Here is a 19,212-nt window from a genome sequence, read left to right as displayed (position 1 = left end):
CCCATGAACGACCGCTCCAAATCCCGCTCCGCCGCGCGCCTTGCCGCGGTCCAGGCGCTCTACCAGCTCGAAATGGAGGGCACGCCCGTCCATGTGCTGCTGCATGAATTCCACCAGCATCGGCTGGGCGCGACGATCGAGGACGTCACCTACGCCCCGGCGGAGGAGCCGTTCTTCGACGATGTCGTGACCGGCGTGGACAAGCGCCGCGATGAGATCGACGCGCTGATCGCCGCCCGCCTGTCGAGCGGCTGGAGCCTCGATCGGCTCGACAAGCCGATGCGCCAGATCTTGCGCGCGGGCACCTATGAACTGCTGGCGCGGCAGGATGTCGGCACCGGCACCGTCATCAGCGAATATGTCGACGTCGCCCACGCCTTTTACGACAAGCGCGAATCCGGCTTCGTCAACGGCCTGCTCGACGGCGTGTCGAAGGACGTGCGGAAATAAGCGTGGCAGGCTCCTGCGTAGGCAGGAGCAGGCTGATCGGCTAGGCATCGGCCATGTCCGGCGAATCCCGCTTCCTCACCCTGTTGCGCCTCCTGGCGAACGACCCCGCGGCGCAGGGGCTGGCCGACGATGTCGCCATCCTGCCGGTCGGCGACGCCCGCCTGATCCTGACCAGCGACACGATGGTCGAGGGCGTCCACTATCTTCCTGCCGATCCGCCCGCCGACATCGGCTGGAAACTCGCCGCGGTGAATCTGTCCGATCTCGCCGCCAAGGGCGCGAAGCCGGTCGGTTGCCTGCTGAACTACGCCTTGTCCGGCAACGATGCGTGGGATGAGGCCTTCGTTGCGGGGCTGGGCGAGGCGCTCGACCGCCACGCCATGCCGCTGCTGGGCGGGGACACGGTCAAGATGCCCGCCGGATCGGCCCGCAGCTACAGCCTGACCGCGATCGGCGAGGCGACTGGTGCCGTCCCCACCCGCAACGGGGCGCAGCCGGGCGACCGGCTCTATCTCACCGGCCCGGTCGGCGACGCTGGCATTGGCCTCGCCCTCGCCAGCGCCGATCCGGCAGCGACCGGGCCGTTGGTGGAGGCCTATCGCCGCCCGCGCCCGCGCCTGGCCGAAGGCGCGCTGCTCGCGCCCCATGCGACCGCGATGATGGATGTGTCGGACGGCCTGCTGATCGACGCATCGCGCATGGGCCAAGCGAGCGGCGTCGCGATCACCATCGACCACATTCCGCTGTCCCCTGCGCTGGAGCGGGTGCGCGGCGCCAGCACCGCGGTCCAGATCGCCGCGGCGCGCGCGGGCGACGATTATGAACTGCTCTTCACCCTCCCGCCGGGGCTGGCGCCGCCGGTGCGCGCCATCCCGGTCGGCCATGTCGCGACGGGTTCAGGCCTGACCCTCAAGATCGACGGCGCGGTCATCCCGCTGCCCGACAGTCTGGGTTGGGAACATGATTGAGTCTCAGCCGCCGCCCAGCACATTGATGGTGAAGGCCAATATGCCGAGGTTGAACAGGAAGGCCGCCAGGCACTGGAACAACACCGTACGGCGCATCGCGGTCGCCGTGATCGACACGTCGGACGTCTGGAATGTCATGCCCAGCGTGAAGGCGAAATAGAGGAAATCCCAATAGCCCGGCTCGTCCTCGTCCGGGAAATCCAGCCCGCCCCGGTCCTTCCCCACCTTGTCGGGCAGATAGAAGATATGCGCATAATGCATCGCATAGACGAGGTTCGAAAACAGCCAAGCGATCAGCAAAGTCGCCAGCAGCAGCGCGATCATCGCCCCGTTCGGCCCGCCATGCTGGCTGATCGCCACTCCCACCGCGACCAGGATCACCAGGCTGACGATCCCCGTCAGCAACAGCATCAGTTCCCGGTTGGCGTCGTTCGCCGCGGCCTTGCGCCGCATCGACGCGGCATCGGCATCGATCAGCGGCACGACCGAGATCATGAAGGCAAGGGCGGCGAGGTCGAACCCCGCCATCACCGCTTCATGCCAGGGCATCCACAAGGCCAGTGGCGCGGCCGGCGCCAGCAGCACCAGGAACATGCCATAGCGCCAGGGGAAGAGGGACGAGGACCGCATGGCCCGCATCAAAGGCGCAGCCGCGCCATCTGGCAAGCGCTTATAGCACCGCCGCGATCAGCCCCAGCGCCTGCGCCTCGTTCGCCTCCATATACCAGTTTTCCGGCGCCCGCTGGAGCAGTTGCTCCATCGTCACCTGCGACCCCAGGATCAGGTTCGCAAACCCCTCATTCTGGATCGCGATCGACGATTCGATCTCGTTCAGCGTCGCCTTCAGGGTCGCGATGCAGGTGGAGAGCGGCCCGGCGAGCTGGATATTCTTGGTGATGACGCGTTCGTGGATCATCAGCCGCGTGCCGCGCGTCAGATAGCGGTTCTCGGTCGCGAAGAAGCTCATGAAGGTCGCGCCCGCCGAATAGACCGCGGTCCGGCCCAGAAACACCAGCCGCCGGTCGGGATAGAGTTCGGAATGGAAGCGAATATCCTCGCCCATCAGCCGGGCGATCTCCGGATCGCCGCCCAGCGTGGCCAGTTCCACCACCACCAGCCCCTGTTGCGGCGCGGTGGACAGGCAGTTCTTGAAATGCAGATACATGCCATGGTCGACCACGCCCGACAGCATGATCGCAGGAAATTCGAAATCCTTCGGCGAAAGCATCGGGGCCGTCATCAGCATCCATAGGTCCTTAAGTGGGTGAGGTTGCGCTGCTCTACGCACGGGACAGCAAAAGGTGCCGCGCTTTTGACTGGCGCGGGGCGCGACAGGCTGTAAAGAACAGATCATGACCATAGGGCGGGACGCCGAAGGGCAGGGCAGATGATCGCGAAACTCAAGGGCTTGCTGGACAGCACGGGCATCGACCACGCCGTCATCGACGTGGGCGGGGTCGGCTATCTGGTCGGCGCGTCGTCGCGCACGCTGGCGGCCCTGGGGCCGGTCGGCGAGGCGGTGACGATCCACACCGAAATGCTGGTCGCGGCGGATTCGATCCGGCTGGTCGGCTTCGCCCGCGCCGAGGAACGCGACTGGTATCGGCTGCTCACCCATGTGCAAGGCGTGGGATCGCGCGTCGCGCTGGCGATCCTCTCCGCGCTCGAACCGCTGGAGCTGCACCGCGCCGTGGCGATGGGGGACAAGGCGATGATCGCGCGTGCCAACGGCGTCGGCCCGAAACTCGCCCAGCGCATCGTCAATGAATTGAAGGACAAGATCGGCACGGCCCCGGCCGGCAGTCCGATCGGCATCGGCGGCGTAGTGGCGCTCCCGAGCGGCAGCTTCGCCGCCGACGCTTTGTCCGCGCTCCAGAATCTGGGCTTCAAGCCGCATGAGGCCAGCACCGCCGTCGCCGCCGCCGAAGAGGAACTGGATGACAATGCCAGCCTCGACGCGCTGGTCAGATTGGCGTTGCGGAAGGCGGCGAAGTGACGGACGACGACCGCCTCATCACCCCCGCGCGTCGTCCCGAGGATGTCGATGCCGCGCTGCGCCCGAAATCGCTCGACGAATTTATCGGCCAGCAGGCCGCGCGCGAAAATCTGCGTATCTTCATCCAGGCGGCCCGATCGCGTGGCGATGCGCTCGACCATGTGCTGTTCTTCGGGCCGCCGGGCCTGGGCAAGACCACTTTGGCGCAGATCGTCGCCAAGGAAATGGGCGTCGGTTTCCGCGCCACCTCCGGCCCGGTGATCGCCAAGTCGGGCGATCTGGCTGCCTTGCTCACAAATCTGGACGAGGGCGACGTGCTGTTCGTGGACGAAATCCATCGGCTCAATCCCGCGGTCGAGGAAGTTCTCTATCCCGCGATGGAGGATCGCGCGCTCGACCTGATGATCGGGGAGGGGCCGTCCGCCCGCTCGGTCCGCATCGATCTGCCGCCCTTCACCCTGGTCGGGGCGACGACGCGGCAGGGGCTGCTCACCACGCCGCTGCGCGACCGATTCGGCATCCCGGTGCGATTGCAATTCTACACGGTGGACGAACTGGAACTGGTCGTGCGCCGCGCCGCGCGGCTGCTCGACCTTGCCATCACATCCGACGGCGCGGTCGAGATCGCCCGCCGATCGCGCGGCACCCCGCGCATCGCCGGTCGCCTGCTGCGCCGGGTGCGTGATTTCGCCAATGTCGCGGGCGTGGCCGCGGTCGACGCGAAGGTTGCCGACGCCTCGCTGATGCGGCTGGAGGTCGATCATCTCGGCCTCGACCTGATGGACCGCCGTTACCTGATGATGATCGCCGATATCTATCGCGGCGGGCCGGTCGGCGTCGAAACGCTCGCCGCGGGTCTTTCCGAAGCGCGCGACACGATCGAGGAAGTGGTCGAGCCCTATCTGATCCAGCTCGGCCTCATCGCCCGCACGGCGCGCGGCCGCTGTCTCAATGGTCCCGGCTGGAAGCATCTGGGCCTCAATCCGCCGCAGGATGTCCAGAACGGGCTTTTCGACTAGGAAACCCTTCAAACCTCTTGGCCGTTACGGCAAGGCACCGTTATAGCCTTGCCAGGAGCATTTCCGAGCCGGGGCTTCGTCCGGCGACTTTGGAAATGCGGCAAACAATGGACATTCAGGCGCGCATCAGATGCGCCGGAAACCGCAGGAGTCGAGCCTTGAGGGCCATCGAGAAATTTCCCAACCTCGTCACCATGTTCTTCGCCCGCGCCCAGGAAAAGGGCGACGCGCCCTTTCTCTGGCGCAAGAGCGGCGGCACCTGGCACAGCCAGAGCTGGGCAGAGATCGCGCGCCAGGTCGCGTCGCTCGCCGCCGCCTTGAAGGCGCAGGGTCTGAAGCCCGGCGATCCGGTGATGCTGGTCAGCGAAAACCGGCCCGAATTCTGCGTCGCCGACCTGGCGATCATGGCGGCGGGGTGCATCACCGTGCCGACCTACACCACCAACACGACGCGCGATCACCAGCATATATTGACAGACAGCGGCGCCCGCGCGGTGATCGTGTCGACCGCCAAGCTGGCGCAGGCGCTGATGCCCGCGGTCGTCCGGTCGCAGGCCAGCTTCATCATCGGCATGGAGCCGCTCCGCGGCGCGCAGGGGACATGCGCCTGCCATTTGTGGAGCGACTTGCTCGCCGCGCATCCCGCCGACGTGGGCGCGATCGCGGCCGCCCAGAGCGCAACGCGCAACGATCAGGCCTGCATCATCTACACCAGCGGCACCGGCGGCGCCCCGCGCGGCGTGATGCAACATCATGGCGCGATCCTCGCCAATGTGGAGGGCGCAGGCAAGGTCGTGGCGGAGGATTTCGGCTGGGATGACGAGGTGTTCCTGTCCTTCCTGCCGCTGTCCCACGCCTATGAACATAGCGGCGGTCAGTTCCTGCCTATGCTGCTGGGCGGGCAGATCTATTATGCGGAAGGGCTGGAAAAGCTCGCCTCCAATATCGAGGAAGCTCGCCCGACCATCATGGTCGTCGTCCCGCGCCTGTTCGAAGTGCTGCGCACCCGCATCGTCAAGTCGATCGAGAAACAGGGCAAATTCCCGACCTATCTGCTCGGCCAGGCGCTGCGCATCGCGGCAAAGGAGCAGGCGGGCAGGGGATCGATCCTCGATCTGCCGATGAAGGCGCTGCTGTCGCGCACGTTGATCCCCAAAATCCGGGCGCGTTTCGGCGGGCGGATGAAGGCTTTGGTGTCGGGCGGAGCTCCGCTCAATCCAGACGTCGGCCTCTTCTTCCACGCCATGGGGCTGACGCTGTTGCAGGGCTACGGCCAGACCGAGGCCGGCCCGGTGGTCAGTTGCAACCGCCCCGCAGCCGGCATCGCGATGGACACGGTCGGCCCGCCGCTCGACGGGGTGGAGGTAAAGATCGCCGATGACGGCGAAATATTGGTGCGTGGTGAACTGGTCATGCACGGCTATTGGCGCAACCCGGCGGAAACGGAAAAGGCGTTGAAGGACGGCTGGCTCCACACCGGAGACATTGGCGAGTTCGACGCCAAGGGCCGCATCCGCATCACCGACCGCAAGAAGGATCTGATCGTCAACGACAAGGGCGACAATGTCTCGCCGCAGAAGGTCGAGGGGATGCTGACGCTGCAAAGCGAGATCGGCCAGGCGATGGTCCATGGCGACCGCCGCCCCCATCTGGTCGGGCTGATCGTCCCCGACGCCGAATGGACCCGGGAATGGGCCGCGGCGCAGGGCGTGGCCGTGGACGGCGTCGCGTCGAACCCGGCCTATATGGCGGTGCTCCGCGCGGCGGTGGACCGGGTGAATGACGACCTGTCGGTACTGGAACGCGTCCGCCGCTTCATCTTGGCCGACGAACCCTTCACGATCGAAAATGAGGAAATGACGCCGTCGATGAAGATCCGCCGCCATGTGATCCGCAAACGCTATGCGGATAGGCTGGACGCGCTGTATAAGGGATGAGAGGTCAGGCGGCGCGGCGCGTTATGCGGTCTAGGTCATCACCATGGGCGCGCCGCTCTTCCTCCAGATCGTAATCGATCTGAAGGCCAAGGAAAAATCCTTCGCTTACACCGAAATAGCGGGCAAGCCGCAAGTCGATATTGGCGTCGATCGGCGCAATTTCCGCCAAAATTGCTTCTAGCCGGTCATGCGTGATGCCAGCCCCTTTGATGACTTCATCGATAGGGACATCGCTGCCGATCATAAAATCCTCGCGCAAGATGGAGCCGGGATGGATATTGTCCAGCCGGTCATCATCCTCTGTGATAGTCCTCGATCCGGACATTCTCTGCGCCTCCATCTGACCAGCCGAACGTGATGCGCCACTGGTCGTTGATCCGCAGACTATATCGCAAAGGCGTGAAGCCTTTCAACTGCTCGAACCGATTTCCTGTCGGTACGCGCAGATCGTAGAGATTTAGCGTGCGATGGATCTGCCGCAATTTCCGCCGGGCAGTCTGCTGAATGTCAGGCGGCAGCTTGCGGCTGCGCTCGCCCCGCCAGATTTTCTCGGTTTCTGGATCGGCAAAGGAGCGGATCATTTGCCTCGCCCCACTTGTACGGCAAGCAAAGTCAAAGTTGCCACTGCAAGGACGGTGTTGACGATTTCAAATGCAGTCATGGTTGCTCTCCTGTCTGAGCAGCGACCATGTAGGTTTGATGCACGTGTTCCCTCTTGTGGGATTTCCGCCGCTGGATGTTGCATCCGAAAGCGAGCTCAGGAAGGCGGAATTGACCAAGTAGCTATCCCTTCGATTTGAACCTGTCCTGGTGTGACAGGATTACAAACTCAGGTTTATACCCCTCAGCCATATCTCATGGGGCGGTTCCGGTGGTGCCTACCGCCCGAACTTCTTCTGCACCTTCCCGTACCGCAATTTCCGCGTCCCCGGCTTGCCCTCGGTCGCGCGTCCGCGCGGCGCGGCAACCTGCTCATGCGCCGGCAACCCAAGCTCCTCCGCTTCCAGCTTCCTGATCTCGTCGCGAATCCGCCCGGCTTCCTCGAACTCCAGGTCCGCCGCTGCCGCGCGCATCTTCTTTTCCAGATCCTCGATATAGGCGCGCAGATTATGGCCCACCAGATGCGGCCGATCGTCCAGCCCGGTATCGACCGTCACCTGATCGCGGCTCGACACATGGGCGATGATGTCGCCGATATTGCGTTTTATCGTGGTCGGCGTGATGCCGTGCTCCAGATTATAGGCTTCCTGCTTCTCGCGCCGCCGCCCGGTTTCGTTGAGCGCGCGCTCCATGCTGCCGGTGATGCGATCGGCATAGAGGATCACCCGCCCCTCGACATTACGCGCCGCGCGGCCGATCGTCTGGATCAGTGAGGTTTCGGAGCGCAGGAACCCTTCCTTGTCCGCATCCAATATCGCCACCAGCCCGCATTCGGGAATGTCCAGCCCCTCGCGCAGCAGGTTGATGCCGATCAGCACGTCATAGACGCCCAGCCGCAAATCGCGGATCAGTTCGATACGCTCCAGCGTCTCGACGTCGCTATGCATGTAGCGGACCTTGATCCCCGCCTCGTGCATGAACTCGGTCAAATCCTCGGCCATCCGCTTGGTCAGGGTGGTGACGAGCGTGCGATACCCCTGCGCCGCCACCTTGCGGCATTCGTTGATCAGGTCGTCGACCTGGTCCTCGACCGGCTTGATCTCGACCGGCGGGTCGATCAGGCCGGTGGGGCGGATCACCTGTTCGCTGAACACGCCGCCGGTCTGGTTCATCTCCCACGGGCCGGGGGTAGCCGATACGCTGACCGTCTGCGGCCGCATCGCGTCCCATTCGTTGAAGCGCAGCGGCCGGTTGTCGATGCAACTGGGCAAGCGAAACCCATATTCGGCCAACGTGATCTTGCGCCGATGGTCGCCGCGCGCCATCGCGCCGATCTGCGGCACGGTCTGGTGGCTTTCGTCTACGAACAGCAAGGCGTTTTCGGGCAGATATTCGAACAGGGTCGGCGGCGGCTCGCCCGGCAGGCGGCCGGTCAGGAAGCGCGAATAATTCTCGATCCCCGCGCAGCTGCCGGTGGCCGCGATCATCTCCAGGTCGAAATTGGTGCGCTGCTCCAGCCGCTGCGCCTCCAGCAGCTTGCCCTCGGCCTCCAGTTCCTTCAGTCGCTCGGTCAGTTCGTGGCGGATCGCCTCCATCGCCTGCTTGAGCGTCGGGCCGGGCGTCACATGGTGGCTGTTGGGAAAGACCTTCACATAGTCGAGGCTCGCCACCTTCTTGCCGCTCAAGGGATCGAACTCGACAATCTCCTCAATCTCGTTGCCAAAGAAGCTGATGCGCCAGGCGGTATCCTCATAATGGGACGGGAAAATCTCCAGATTGTCGCCCTTCACGCGGAAATTGCCGCGCGCGAAGCCCGCATCGTTGCGCTTATACTGGAGCGCGACCAGCTTGCGGATGATCTCCCGCTGGTCCTCGATCCCGCCCTTTTTCATTGTGAAGGTCATGGCCGAATAGGTTTCGACCGACCCGATGCCATAGAGGCAAGAGACCGACGCGACGATGATGCAATCGTCCCGCTCCAGCAGCGCGCGGGTGGCCGAATGGCGCATCCGGTCGATGCTCTCGTTTACGCTGGACTCCTTTTCGATATAGGTGTCCGACCGCGCGACATAGGCTTCGGGCTGGTAATAGTCGTAATAGCTGACGAAATATTCGACCGCATTGTCGGGGAAGAAGCTCTTGAACTCGCCATAGAGTTGCGCCGCGAGAATCTTGTTCGGCGCCAATATCAGCGCAGGCCGCTGCAACGCCTCGATCACCTTGGCCATGGTGAAGGTCTTGCCGGAACCGGTGACGCCCAGCAGCACCTGATCCTTCTCACCGGCCAGCGCCTGCTCCACCAGTTCGGGGATCGCCGTGCGCTGGTCGCCCGAGGGCTCGTAATCGCTCACCAGGGTGAACGGCCGGCCGCCCTCGCTCTTTTCGGGGCGGGCCGGGCGATGGGGCACGAATCCTTCCCCGGTTTCCGGTTCATCGAGCGTAGTGCGGATCTGAATCGACATGGGAGCAATATGGGGTCTTCGAGCAGCGAAGCAATCCGCGTCGCAAGAGGTCAGGGCTTAAGTTCGAACGCGGTTCTGGGCATAGGCGGATAGACCACCGGCTTGTCGCCGAAACGCGCGAGCAATGCGGCTTGGCGGCGTTCCATGCTGATAGTTTCGACTTTCACCTCATCAGGATATTTGAAGCTGACGTCGAACTTCCCGTCCTTGATCTCATATTCCATGATCGACCAGCGCTTGATACCGCTTTCTTCGGACTCGGCATACCAAGCCTCCCAAAGAAGATCGGACAGTGTTTCATTGTCATTAAGATATCGGATTTGATGCCCTTCGTCCTTGAAGACATTCGGGCTGATCCAGCCTTCACCGATCTCGACGTAAAGAAAAATGCCATCGGGAGTGCCACCGACGATATCGACCAGTTCCCCGCCGATCTCGTTGAAGAGCGGACCAAGAATGTCCAGCTTATCTTTTGCCACTGGCTCTGCCTTTCGCTTGGTTGGGGAATTTTTGGATGGTTCTTTGACCATCGACCTCCCAACTGACATTGATTTGATAGGGCCGTTTCGAAGTTCCTTCATAAAGCGGTTCGATGTCCACGAACACCTTGTGCCCCGCGCGCAATTCCCTGGCCCATCCATCTTCCATTGCTCGATAGCTGCCACGGTTGAAGTTTGCATTCTGGGCGAAATAATTGAAGCTGTCGCTGGGCCCATTGAAGCGAGCAGCGATGAAATGACCCCCATCATCATCGCCAAGCCGGTCGGGCTTGCCAGCCTGTGCCTGAAAGACGTCAGTTCGCCCGGCGAAGTCCGCCGCATCAAAACTCTCCCTAAAGCTCGACGCCGTTGCTGTAGCAGGCCAATAGGAACAAATAAAGAACAAATAACCCTTGCGTCCCGTCATTGAACCTGCGCGTGGCGCTGTTATGATCGGCGTAAGAACACGGAAACAGGGAGGAATGATGATGCGCCGGACATTTTTGACGCTACTGCTGGTGACCGCCAGCGTCGCCGCCTGTAGCGACAAGCCCGGCGACAAACCCGGCGACAAGACGGGCGAGATCGCAGCCACCGACGCCATGAGCAAGCAGGAGGTGAAGGCGCAGGTCGATAAGGTGCAACTCAGGCCCGGCCAGTGGGAGGGCCGCTTCACTGTCAAGGATCTGGACCTTGGCAACATGCCCGGCGCCCCGGCGAACATGAAGGATCAGATGAAGAGCGCGATGAACCAGACATCGCTCAAATATTGCGTCACGCCCGAGCAGGCCGCCAATCCGAGCGGAGAAATGTTCGCCGGACAGGAGAATGAGAACTGCACCTATGGCGGCTTCGAGGCGAAGGGCGGCACGGTGAAGGGGCAGGTGTCGTGCAAGTCGCAGGGCGGCACGATGAACGCGACCATGTCCGGCGCCTATGCGCCTGAAACCTATGCGATGGACATGGATATGAAGATGGTGGGCGGCCCGCAGGGCATGACCATGGCGATGACCGCCCGGTCGGAGGGCAAATGGATCGCGGACCGTTGCACGCAGGGCGAATGAGACGGCGATTGGCGGCTTGCGCGTCCGCCACCTTGTGGCTCGCCGGGCTGGCGTCTGCCGCCGCTTCGGCCCAGCCGGCCCAGGATGGCGACATGATCGTGGTCGAGGGCCAGCGCCTGACCCGCGAGCAAGTCCGCGCCAAGGCCAATGATTTCGTGCGCAAGCTGGGCGTTGTGCAGGGCGACCGCAGCGTCGCCCGCTGGGTGGAAGGCATCTGCCCCAAGGTGATGGGCCTGTCGCCGGATCATGGCCGGATCGTGACCGACCGGCTGCGCGCGACCATCAGGACGATCGGCGCGCCGCTGGCGAAGACGGATTGCGACACCAATTTGCTGGTCGCCTTCGTCAGCGATGGCAAGGATATGGTCGCCATCATCAACGACAGGCGTCCCAGCCGCATGGCGCAGGTGGAGGGGCCGGAACGCCGCGCGCTGCTGGAAAGCGATGCGCCGATCCGCTGGTGGTATACGATCGGTATCGGGTCGGGCGACGGCGCAATGACCGGGGCGACCCCGTCTCCGGTCACGGGCGGCAATAGCGAATCGGGGTCTTCCATGCTGCCCGACGGCGTGCCGATGGGCGGCTCCTTCGCCTCCAGCCTGATCCGTACCCAGGCGGTCCGCATCCTGTCAGCCGCGACCGTCGTCATCGATGTCCATTGCGCGGAGGGCGTGTCGCTCAATGCCGCCGCCGACTATGCCGCCTTCGTCGGATTGGCCGAAGTGCGGGGCAAGGCGCAGCCGCCGGTGCCGTCCGTCCTCAACCTGTTCGCGCTACAGGACCGGGCGCGCAATCTTACCGATTGGGACCGGCGCTTTCTGATCGAACTGTACGACCTGCCGCTCAACCGGTTCGGCCGCAGCCAGCGCGGCCATCTGGTGAAGGCGCTGGTGGACGAGGATGGGACCGGCCCTGCCGACTGAGGCGCCGGCCGCCTGCTGGCTCTGCGCCCGTCCGCTGGGCCGCCGGGTAGAGTGGCACCATCCGCTGCCCAAAAGCCGGGGCGGGCGCGACACGGTGCCGCTCCATCCGATCTGTCATCGCGTCATTCACGCGACCCTGCCCAACGCCGATCTGGCACGCGCCTATGGCGATGCCGCCGCCCTGCGCACGCATCCCGCCATCGCCCGCTTCCTGGCCTGGGTCGCCGACAAGCCAGCCGATTTCCACGCCCCCACCCACCGCCGCCGATAATCGCGCGCAGGCGTCATTTCCGCTTGCGCTTTGGCGTCGGCGGGTAGAGCCTCCTGCCGTTCCGATCAGAGAACGGCGTCAAAAACAGGGGACGAGGATATGCGCATGAAACTGCTGGCGGCGGTGCCGCTCGGATTGACCCTCGGCCTTGGCGCCTGTGGCGGCGATCCGGTCCCCGCGCCCCAGGCGGAGGAAGCGCCGGTGCTGATGCAGGCGGGCGAATGGACGATCACCCGCAAGACCACCGGCTACAACACCCCCACCGTCACGCCCGCCGAATATCAGGCGGCGCTCAAGCAGATCGGCGAGGAGAAATTGTGCATCGCCGTGGACGCAAAGGGCTTGCCCGACGCGAACGCGCTGGCGGGCAAGGAAGGCACGGCCTGCAGCTACAAGGACCAGATGGTGCGCAAGGGGCGGTTGATCGCCACCCTGTCCTGCACCGCCGGGACCGGCACCTCGGAAATCGTGGTGGAGGGCAATTATACCGCCGACACGCTGACCCTGGGCACCACGATGACCAAGATGCAGGGTGGCAGCGCGGTGTTGCGCACGACGCATGACGTCACCGGCAAGCGGGTGGGGGATTGTCCCAAGGCCGGCTGACGGCCCGTTAGGCTTTCGGTAATCGCCCGCCCCCACTGTGCATCGGCCAGATGAGGGGAAGGGCGATGCGGCGGGTCGGATGGACGTTGATGGCAGGGCTGCTGGCGACCGGCGCCCTGACGGACTGCGCGCGCCAGGTGGACGATCCCGACAATCCGCCGCGCCTGGGCCATTGGCGCGACGAGACGCGGGCGATCGGGGTGACGCTGGACGATCGTTCGGTGCCGCTGGAGGATGTGCCGCCAGGCCTGCACGCGCAACTGGCGCAGGCGACCAGGACGGAGGAGCTGTGCGGCGAACCGCGGCTGCGCAATCGGGACGAGGCGACCCGGCTGATCGCGGCGCGCCTGCCCGATTGCAGCCTGGAGGAATGGACCCTGGAAGGGCATAGCGTATCCGGCCTTGCCCGCTGCGCGCCGCGCACTTGGGGCGCGACCGCGGTGACCCCGACCGTCCGGGTCGAAGGCGCGATGGGCGCGACCTATATCCGCCTCGACATCCAGAGCATCGCGCGCATTCCCGAACCGTCGGGCAACACCCATAGCGCCGTCTTCCGCCTGCGCCGCACGATCGAACGCACCGGGGACTGCTGATCCTCATTCCAGCGCCCGGATCGCCCGTTCGTCGCATCGCTTCGGCCCGATCGGCACCGGGCTGACGGTCGGCACCGGCAGCGACTGGCCGATGCGCAGCGGGGCGAAGCGCTTGCGCGCGATCCCCGCGCAGCGCAGCGCCAGTTCCAGCATCCGGGGCGGCGTGTCCCATTGTTCGTAGGACAGGCGGAACGTGCCCCAGTGGATCGGGATCGCGGTCGACGCGCCCAGTCGCCGGAATACGTCCACCGCCTGCAATGGGCCGATATGCGCGTCCGACTGCATCTGCCCCTTCCAGAACCGGAATGCGCCGATCGGGATCAATGCCAGCCGGATCGGGCCATAGCGCCGCGCTTGCATGGGCCAGCCCATGTCGCCCGCGCCGGTGTCGCCGGCGAAGAAGATATTGCCCGCCCGCGTTTCGATCACGAAGCTCGACCAGAGCGCCCGGTTGCGGTCCGTGCCCCAGCGGCTGCCCCAATGATGGTTGCGGGTCACATGCACCTGATAGTCGGGACAATGTTCGTAACTGCCGCACTGGATCACCGCTTGCGGCGCCAGTCCGTTCAAAGCCGCGCCGCTGACCGACTGGCCCCAGTCCAGCGCCGTCGCCGGAATGCCGTGCGCCTTCAGGATCGTGTCATTGCCCAGGCTGGTGACGATCTTGGGCCGGTCCCGCTCCCACAGCCGCTTGAGCGTGGGCAGGTCCATATGGTCGTAATGATTGTGGCTGAGCAGGATCAGGTCGATTTTCGGCAGGTCGTCGAACTTTATGCCCGGCCGCGCGATCCGCTTCGGGCCGAGCGGGGGGAGGGGGCTGGCATAGTCGGACCAGATCGGATCGGTCAGGATGTTGAGCCCCGCCGCCTGCACCAGCACCGTCGCATGGCCGACCCAGGTCGCCACCATGCCCCGCGGCGCGGCGAAGGGGGCGGGACGCGCGGGCTTGACCGCGATCCCCAGCGGCCATTCCGGCCGGTCGTCATGGCCGATCAGCCAGCGCGCGATGAATCCCTGCCGACTGGTGCCGGGCGGGGCGGGGCTTTCGATCGCGCCATCGGGATTGAAGAAATGCGCGCCGTCATAATGGCGGCTCACCGGTCCCTGATAATAGATGCGGTCCAGGAAGGGCGGCAGACATATGATCGCCAGGCACAGGCCGATGACGGCGAACAGCAGCGCGATCCCTACCCCCTGGACGATGCTGACAAGGCGACCCATGGCTGCTCCCGCGTTGATGATTTCCAGCGACATAGCGCAAGGCGAGGATGGGGCAAGGGCGGAAGGTCGCCTATGGGTGGGAAGGGGACGCCCCATCCTTATACCGTCATCCCCGCGCAGGCGGGGGCCATCTCCAGCCTTCGGGTCGTGTCGAGAGGTTGGGAGATGGGTTCCCGCCTGCGCGGGAATGACGAAAACGGGGTGGGTAGCAGCCTGTCCGCTTTAGGAGCATAAAGAGGCGAACCGGATACAAGAGGTCCAATCGCAAATGTTTTGGGAATCAAACCCATGGAAGTCGGGCTTTTTGCGATCTCGTTCTATGAAGAAGGGGTATTGCGAACGCGCAAGCTGGCCACTTACTTGGCGGCGCGCGGGCTTAAACGACTGGCCCGCCATATCTGCACTCGGAGACGACTACGATTGGACGCGAAAGATAGGAACGGGGTTCGTCGCCGAATTTGGAAATGAAGTCTTGTTTTTGATTGATCGGGATTGGTTTGGCTGGCCTGATCCGCCCGAATGGGGACTGGCGTCGTTCGATATGGCTAATGTAAAGTGGAACCTGTGGGGTAACTTTTCAGATTTGCCTTCTGCGTGGACTGTTCCTGAACCCCTATATGGACCGGAACTAAATCCTGCTTAGTTTGGTCCTGGAATTGATTTATTTGCAATTGAACGACCGCTTTGGTCGTTTTCGTCGCCCCCAATACGCTGCAACGCGCGCAACCCTTGCCCGCTGCCTCAGCTCTGGTCCTGATAGGCCATCTGCAATATGCCCCAATGGCGGCCCTTCACATGGATGGACGCGATTACCTGTTTCAACAGGATGACGTCGCCCTGCGCGGTCAGGCGGCGATAGGCCTTGATGCAGAAGGGTTTTGTGATCTTCGCCTGTTCGCGGGTATCGGGGAAATCGAAGATTACGCCCTGGCGCGCATATTCCAGGTTCCAGGTTTCGTCGCCGGGGCGCTGCTGCTGCGCGCGTTCGGGCATGGCGACCGCGCCATAGGCGTTGCGATCGGTGAAGGTCATGCCGAACAGGCCGGGAAAGCCGCGGGCCTTTTCCTGCGCGGCGCGGGCGGCGGGCAACATCGCATCCTGCACCGGATGGGTGAAGAGTGGCGGGTTGGTGCCGGTGATCGGCGCATAATAGTCGCTGAAGATCGCCGCTTCGCTGATCCTGCCTTCGTCGATCGCGCGTTCGATCGCGTCGCTGACCTGCTGCGCGCTCTCCAGGCTGAAGCGGATATAGGGCGAATCGGGAATATCGACACCACTTTCGGCGAGATATTGCAGCAGTTCGTTGGTGTCGTCGCTGGCGGTGGAAACGCGGCCCGACAGGCGCTGGAGCCCGTCGGCATTGTCGGTGGACGTGCTGGCGAGCGCCGCCAGCCCGCCGCGAATCTCGCCCGCGGAACCCACCATCGAGGCAATGCGCTCGGCCACCGCCTCGCTATTGTGCGACAGGCCCTGCATCAGCGTACCCAGCCGATCGACCAGAGTCTCGATATTCTTGGTGTCGTTGAGCGCGGTGCGCGCGGTCTGCGCGCCATGGGTGATGCTGGCCAGTATCCCGCCCGCCTCGCCGGTCAGCGCCGCGATCGACTGTTCGATCGTATGGGTCGCCGCCGCGGTCTCCTGCGCCAGTTTCTTCACTTCGGACGCGACCACGGCGAAACCGCGTCCCGCATCGCCGGCGCGCGCGGCCTCGATCGTGGCGTTGAGCGCGAGCAGATTGGTCTGGCTGGCGATGCCGCTGATGACGCTGGTGACATGGGCCACGGTCTTGAGCGCCTCGCCGAAACCGTCCAGCCGGCTGTGGACCTGCTTCACCTGTTCGATCAGATCGACGAAATTATGGTTGGCCGCGGACAGTTGCCGCCCCGAATCGTCGATGATGCCACGGGCGGCCACCGCCTGCGCGCGCGCTTCCTGGCCTGCCATCGCCACGCTGTCGCCGTCGCGCGACAATTGCGCCGCCGCGCCGCTGATCGCCTCGATCGTGCGGGCCTGATGCGTCACCCGGTCGGCCAGCTCGCTGATGTCCGCTTGCAGATCGAGCGTGCGGATGCCCAGGTCGCCAGACAATTTGGCGACCTTCATCACCGCTCGGGCGACGTTCTCGGAGTGCGCTTCTTTTCCCACATGGGAAGGGCTAGCAGGCCATGGTAAAGGAAAGCTTAGCGCTGGGGCGCGCGGCTCACAGCGCGCCCGCCAGCGCCAGCGCCACGCCGCTCACCACCAGCAGCAGGCCCGCCGCCTCGCTCCGCCGCATCCGCTCCTTCAGGTAGAAATGGCCGAACGCCATGGTGAAGGCGACTTCGACCTGGCCCACGATCCGCACCAGCGCCACCGGTGCGGTGGCGAAGCCGGTGAACCAGCAGGCGCTGCCCAGCGCGGACAGCAGGCCAACCTGACCCGATACCCGCCAGCTTGCAAGCACCCGCCGCATCTCGCCCGGCTCGCGCGCCATCAGCCAGGCGCCCTGCATCAGCGTCTGGACCAGCACCGTAGCGACCAGCACCAGCAGCGCGGCGAGAATGCGGTCGTCCCCGCCCACCGCCTGCGTCGCCCGGCGGATGCCGATCGCGGTCAGCGCGAAGAAGAAGCCCGACGCGATGCCGGCCCGCGCCGCCGGTTGCCCCAGGGCGCGCAGGACATCGCCCGGCCCCATGCGCTTGCCCCCGATGGACAGCAGCATCACGCCGATCACGCCGCAGCCGATCCCGGCCCAGGCCAGCGGGTGCAGCCGTTCCCCCAGCAAAAGGAAGGAGAGGACAGCGCCCTGCACCGCCTCGGTCTTGGAATAGGCAGTGCCGACGACGAAATTGCGATGGTGGAACGCGGCGATCAGCAAGTTCGTGGCGACGATCTGCGCTAGCCCGCCGCCGACGCAGAAGAGCAGGAAATCGGCCTCGATCGCCGGCGGTCGCGCAGCGAAGAGCAGGGCATAGCCGCCCAGCAGCAGCAGGGTGAAGGGGATGCCGTACAGATAGCGCACCAGCCCTGCGGCATTGATCGACAGGCTGTGGCTGACGCGCCGTTGGATCGCGGTGCGCCACGCCTGCACGGCCCCGGCGACCAGCGTCGCGGGCAACCAGATCGGGGATGTGATCATCGCGGGCGCTATAGCGCGTCCCGTCCCCACGTCACCCCATCATCACCAGGAAGGTGAAGAACAGCGACAGCGACACGCAGGCGAAGCCGTAGAGCAGGGGCAATCGCCACAATGCGCCCATGCGCGACAGGGCATAGGCGTCCTTGAACTGGCGATACATGTGCCAGGTGGCGAAGAGCAGCAGCGCCAGCGTCACCAGCCCGCTGGTCGCATGGACGGTCGTGAGGATCATCGACAGCGAAAAGAGCAGCGACATGAAGGCGATCGAATAGGTGATGTAGATCGCATGGTCGTACATCTTGTAGCGGCGGCTGAACGGGAAGAGCAGCCAGATGAAGGGCAGCGAAATCAGGATCAGCGCCCAGGAGAATTTATAGGCATTGGCCTTGAGCTTGTAATAAGCGAATTCAGGATTCTTGGCCACGGCGCTGATGGTCTTGCCCACGGTCTGCGCCACTCCGCCGCTCATGCCTTCGCCCCGCAGCGAATCGGTGATGCCGCTCGCCAGCGTCAGCCCGTCGCGCTCCTCCCGCGCCTCCGCCAGATTTTCGGTCAAGGCCTCCTTGCGGCTGGCCGAAATCCCCGGCTGCGCCAGCTTCGCCTCGATCTTGCGGATGTCGGCGTCGGCTTTGTCCTGTTCCTTGCGCAGCTCGGCCTGCGCTTCCTTGTTCATCCTGACGCCCTGCGCCTTGTCCTCCGGGCCGTGGCTGGTGAAGGAGAAGATCGCGTACATCAGGAAGGCGCTGAACAGGAACAGGGCGAAGGGCGACACGAATTTCGCCCGCTCGCCGTGGATATAGCGCCGCGTCAGATGGCCCGGCCGCAGCGCCAGTTCGGGCAGCGTGGTCCAGATCTTGCCCTCGAAATGCAGCACGCCATGGGCCAGGTCATGGCCGATCGCGGCGAAGCTGCGATGCAGATGCGCCGCCTGCCCGCATTGTGCGCAATAATTGCCGTTAATGGTCGCGCCGCAATTGCGGCAGGCGCCATGGCCGGCCGCATGGGCCTCGCCATGGCCCGGCTCCACCGCGCGCGCCAGCATCCCCCCGGTGATCGCATCACCCGCCGCTTCGATTTCCCCCGTCATGGGACCGGAGGATATCAGGGCTGTGGGGCGGACACCAGACGGCTTGCGTCGATATCAACTCGGCTTGGTGCCCGGCGGCAGGCCATGCGGCAGGCCCTGCCGCCCCATCGTCCAGTTCGCCTCCAGCCGTACCAGCGGATTGGGGGCGCACCAGATTTCGCCCGATTCGCTCAGGCCTGTCACCCAGATCAGATTATGTTCCTGCCCATAATCGATGACCGCCAGGGCATAGCCCTTCCCCTTGCCTTCTACATGGACGGGTAGGGGCGGGTCGAGCTGGGTGAAGGACATGGGACATGCTCCGGCATGAGGGGTGCCGAAAAGAATGCGGCGCACGAACCGGAGTTCCCGGGTCGCGCGCCGTCTTGATCCGCATCAATCAGATAGTTGGACGGTCTGGCCTTGCGCAGCAGCGGGT

At 64.5% G+C, this 19,212-nt stretch carries 22 protein-coding genes; 10 read left to right on the top strand and 12 right to left on the bottom strand.

Features of this window, described 5'->3' with window-relative positions; translation table 11 throughout:
• Positions 1 to 3 precede the first annotated feature (3 nt).
• Together nusB and thiL are read left to right on the top strand one after the other, a co-directional pair.
• Positions 4 to 450, top strand: a complete 447-nt coding sequence (gene nusB / locus K9B33_RS02375) for a transcription antitermination factor NusB (RefSeq protein ID WP_224546407.1) — start codon at positions 4 to 6, stop codon at positions 448 to 450.
• 53 nt (positions 451 to 503) lie between these two features.
• Positions 504 to 1,418, top strand: a complete 915-nt coding sequence (thiL, locus tag K9B33_RS02370; RefSeq protein ID WP_224546405.1) for a thiamine-phosphate kinase — start codon at positions 504 to 506, stop codon at positions 1,416 to 1,418.
• Between the two features lie 3 nt (positions 1,419 to 1,421).
• On the opposite strand, the gene K9B33_RS02365 is transcribed toward thiL, so the two are convergent.
• On the bottom strand, positions 1,422 to 2,048 hold the full coding sequence (locus K9B33_RS02365; protein WP_224546404.1) for a DUF1345 domain-containing protein: 627 nt from the start codon (positions 2,046 to 2,048) through the stop codon (positions 1,422 to 1,424).
• A gap of 40 nt (positions 2,049 to 2,088) precedes the next feature.
• Positions 2,089 to 2,664, bottom strand: coding sequence for a peptidase S14 (locus K9B33_RS02360; protein ID WP_224546403.1), 576 nt, complete (start codon positions 2,662 to 2,664; stop codon positions 2,089 to 2,091).
• A gap of 141 nt (positions 2,665 to 2,805) precedes the next feature.
• Here K9B33_RS02360 and ruvA point away from each other — a divergent pair, with 141 nt between their 5' ends.
• The 3 genes from ruvA to K9B33_RS02345 all read left to right on the top strand — a co-directional run bounded on the left by ruvA (position 2,806) and on the right by K9B33_RS02345 (position 6,370).
• Positions 2,806 to 3,414 (top strand): Holliday junction branch migration protein RuvA, encoded by a 609-nt coding sequence (gene ruvA, locus K9B33_RS02355; protein ID WP_224546402.1) that lies wholly within the window; start codon positions 2,806 to 2,808, stop codon positions 3,412 to 3,414.
• Complete coding sequence (gene ruvB / locus K9B33_RS02350; protein ID WP_224546401.1) at positions 3,411 to 4,433, top strand: Holliday junction branch migration DNA helicase RuvB; 1,023 nt, start codon at positions 3,411 to 3,413, stop codon at positions 4,431 to 4,433. The genes ruvA and ruvB overlap by 4 nt, the downstream gene beginning before the upstream one ends.
• Positions 4,434 to 4,627: 194 nt before the next feature.
• A complete protein-coding gene (locus tag K9B33_RS02345) occupies positions 4,628 to 6,370 on the top strand; it encodes an AMP-dependent synthetase/ligase (protein WP_224546701.1) in 1,743 nt (580 codons plus the stop codon).
• A gap of 4 nt (positions 6,371 to 6,374) precedes the next feature.
• On the opposite strand, the gene K9B33_RS02340 is transcribed toward K9B33_RS02345, so the two are convergent.
• The 5 genes from K9B33_RS02340 to K9B33_RS02320 all read right to left on the bottom strand — a co-directional run bounded on the left by K9B33_RS02340 (position 6,375) and on the right by K9B33_RS02320 (position 10,338).
• Positions 6,375 to 6,695 (bottom strand): HigA family addiction module antitoxin, encoded by a 321-nt coding sequence (locus tag K9B33_RS02340; protein WP_224546700.1) that lies wholly within the window; start codon positions 6,693 to 6,695, stop codon positions 6,375 to 6,377.
• Complete coding sequence (locus tag K9B33_RS02335; RefSeq protein ID WP_224546400.1) at positions 6,664 to 6,951, bottom strand: type II toxin-antitoxin system RelE/ParE family toxin; 288 nt, start codon at positions 6,949 to 6,951, stop codon at positions 6,664 to 6,666. Before K9B33_RS02335 ends, K9B33_RS02340 begins: the two co-directional genes overlap by 32 nt.
• Positions 6,952 to 7,248: 297 nt before the next feature.
• Positions 7,249 to 9,432, bottom strand: a complete 2,184-nt coding sequence (uvrB, locus tag K9B33_RS02330) for an excinuclease ABC subunit UvrB (RefSeq protein ID WP_224546399.1) — start codon at positions 9,430 to 9,432, stop codon at positions 7,249 to 7,251.
• A 50-nt stretch (positions 9,433 to 9,482) separates the two neighbouring features.
• Complete coding sequence (locus tag K9B33_RS02325; protein WP_224546398.1) at positions 9,483 to 9,911, bottom strand: hypothetical protein; 429 nt, start codon at positions 9,909 to 9,911, stop codon at positions 9,483 to 9,485.
• Complete coding sequence (locus tag K9B33_RS02320) at positions 9,898 to 10,338, bottom strand: DNA/RNA non-specific endonuclease (RefSeq protein ID WP_224546397.1); 441 nt, start codon at positions 10,336 to 10,338, stop codon at positions 9,898 to 9,900. The genes K9B33_RS02325 and K9B33_RS02320 overlap by 14 nt, the downstream gene beginning before the upstream one ends.
• Before the next feature lie 61 nt (positions 10,339 to 10,399).
• On the opposite strand from K9B33_RS02320, the gene K9B33_RS02315 reads away from it, so the two are divergent.
• The 5 genes from K9B33_RS02315 (at position 10,400) to K9B33_RS02295 (ending at position 13,368) form a co-directional block, all read left to right on the top strand.
• A complete protein-coding gene (locus tag K9B33_RS02315) occupies positions 10,400 to 10,975 on the top strand; it encodes a DUF3617 domain-containing protein (protein WP_224546699.1) in 576 nt (191 codons plus the stop codon).
• Positions 10,972 to 11,898: a hypothetical protein gene (locus K9B33_RS02310; RefSeq protein WP_224546396.1), complete on the top strand. Its 927-nt coding sequence runs from the start codon at positions 10,972 to 10,974 to the stop codon at positions 11,896 to 11,898. Before K9B33_RS02315 ends, K9B33_RS02310 begins: the two co-directional genes overlap by 4 nt.
• Entirely contained in the window at positions 11,876 to 12,169 is a 294-nt protein-coding gene (locus K9B33_RS02305) for an HNH endonuclease (RefSeq protein WP_224546395.1), read from the top strand. Before K9B33_RS02310 ends, K9B33_RS02305 begins: the two co-directional genes overlap by 23 nt.
• Positions 12,170 to 12,268: 99 nt before the next feature.
• Positions 12,269 to 12,775: a DUF3617 domain-containing protein gene (locus K9B33_RS02300; protein ID WP_224546394.1), complete on the top strand. Its 507-nt coding sequence runs from the start codon at positions 12,269 to 12,271 to the stop codon at positions 12,773 to 12,775.
• A gap of 65 nt (positions 12,776 to 12,840) precedes the next feature.
• Positions 12,841 to 13,368, top strand: a complete 528-nt coding sequence (locus tag K9B33_RS02295; RefSeq protein WP_224546393.1) for a hypothetical protein — start codon at positions 12,841 to 12,843, stop codon at positions 13,366 to 13,368.
• A gap of 3 nt (positions 13,369 to 13,371) precedes the next feature.
• Here K9B33_RS02295 and K9B33_RS02290 read toward each other — a convergent pair whose 3' ends face one another.
• The 5 genes from K9B33_RS02290 to K9B33_RS02270 form a co-directional block, all read right to left on the bottom strand.
• Positions 13,372 to 14,589 carry an MBL fold metallo-hydrolase gene (locus K9B33_RS02290; protein ID WP_224546392.1) on the bottom strand — a complete coding sequence of 406 codons (1,218 nt, stop codon included), beginning with the start codon at positions 14,587 to 14,589 and terminating at the stop codon, positions 13,372 to 13,374.
• 741 nt (positions 14,590 to 15,330) lie between these two features.
• Positions 15,331 to 16,692, bottom strand: a complete 1,362-nt coding sequence (locus K9B33_RS02285; protein ID WP_224546391.1) for a methyl-accepting chemotaxis protein — start codon at positions 16,690 to 16,692, stop codon at positions 15,331 to 15,333.
• A gap of 97 nt (positions 16,693 to 16,789) precedes the next feature.
• Positions 16,790 to 17,707 (bottom strand): DMT family transporter, encoded by a 918-nt coding sequence (locus K9B33_RS02280; RefSeq protein WP_224546390.1) that lies wholly within the window; start codon positions 17,705 to 17,707, stop codon positions 16,790 to 16,792.
• Between the two features lie 31 nt (positions 17,708 to 17,738).
• Positions 17,739 to 18,794 carry a DUF3667 domain-containing protein gene (locus K9B33_RS02275; RefSeq protein WP_224546389.1) on the bottom strand — a complete coding sequence of 352 codons (1,056 nt, stop codon included), beginning with the start codon at positions 18,792 to 18,794 and terminating at the stop codon, positions 17,739 to 17,741.
• Positions 18,795 to 18,848: 54 nt separating this feature from the next.
• Entirely contained in the window at positions 18,849 to 19,085 is a 237-nt protein-coding gene (locus tag K9B33_RS02270; RefSeq protein WP_224546388.1) for a hypothetical protein, read from the bottom strand.
• Positions 19,086 to 19,212: the final 127 nt, after the last annotated feature.

This window comes from Sphingobium sp. 3R8 (assembly GCF_020166615.1).
Classification (GTDB): Bacteria; Pseudomonadota; Alphaproteobacteria; order Sphingomonadales; family Sphingomonadaceae; genus Sphingobium; species Sphingobium bisphenolicum.
The sequence above is the reverse complement of the archived record's forward strand: the minus strand, read 5'-3'. Positions and strand labels throughout refer to the sequence as shown.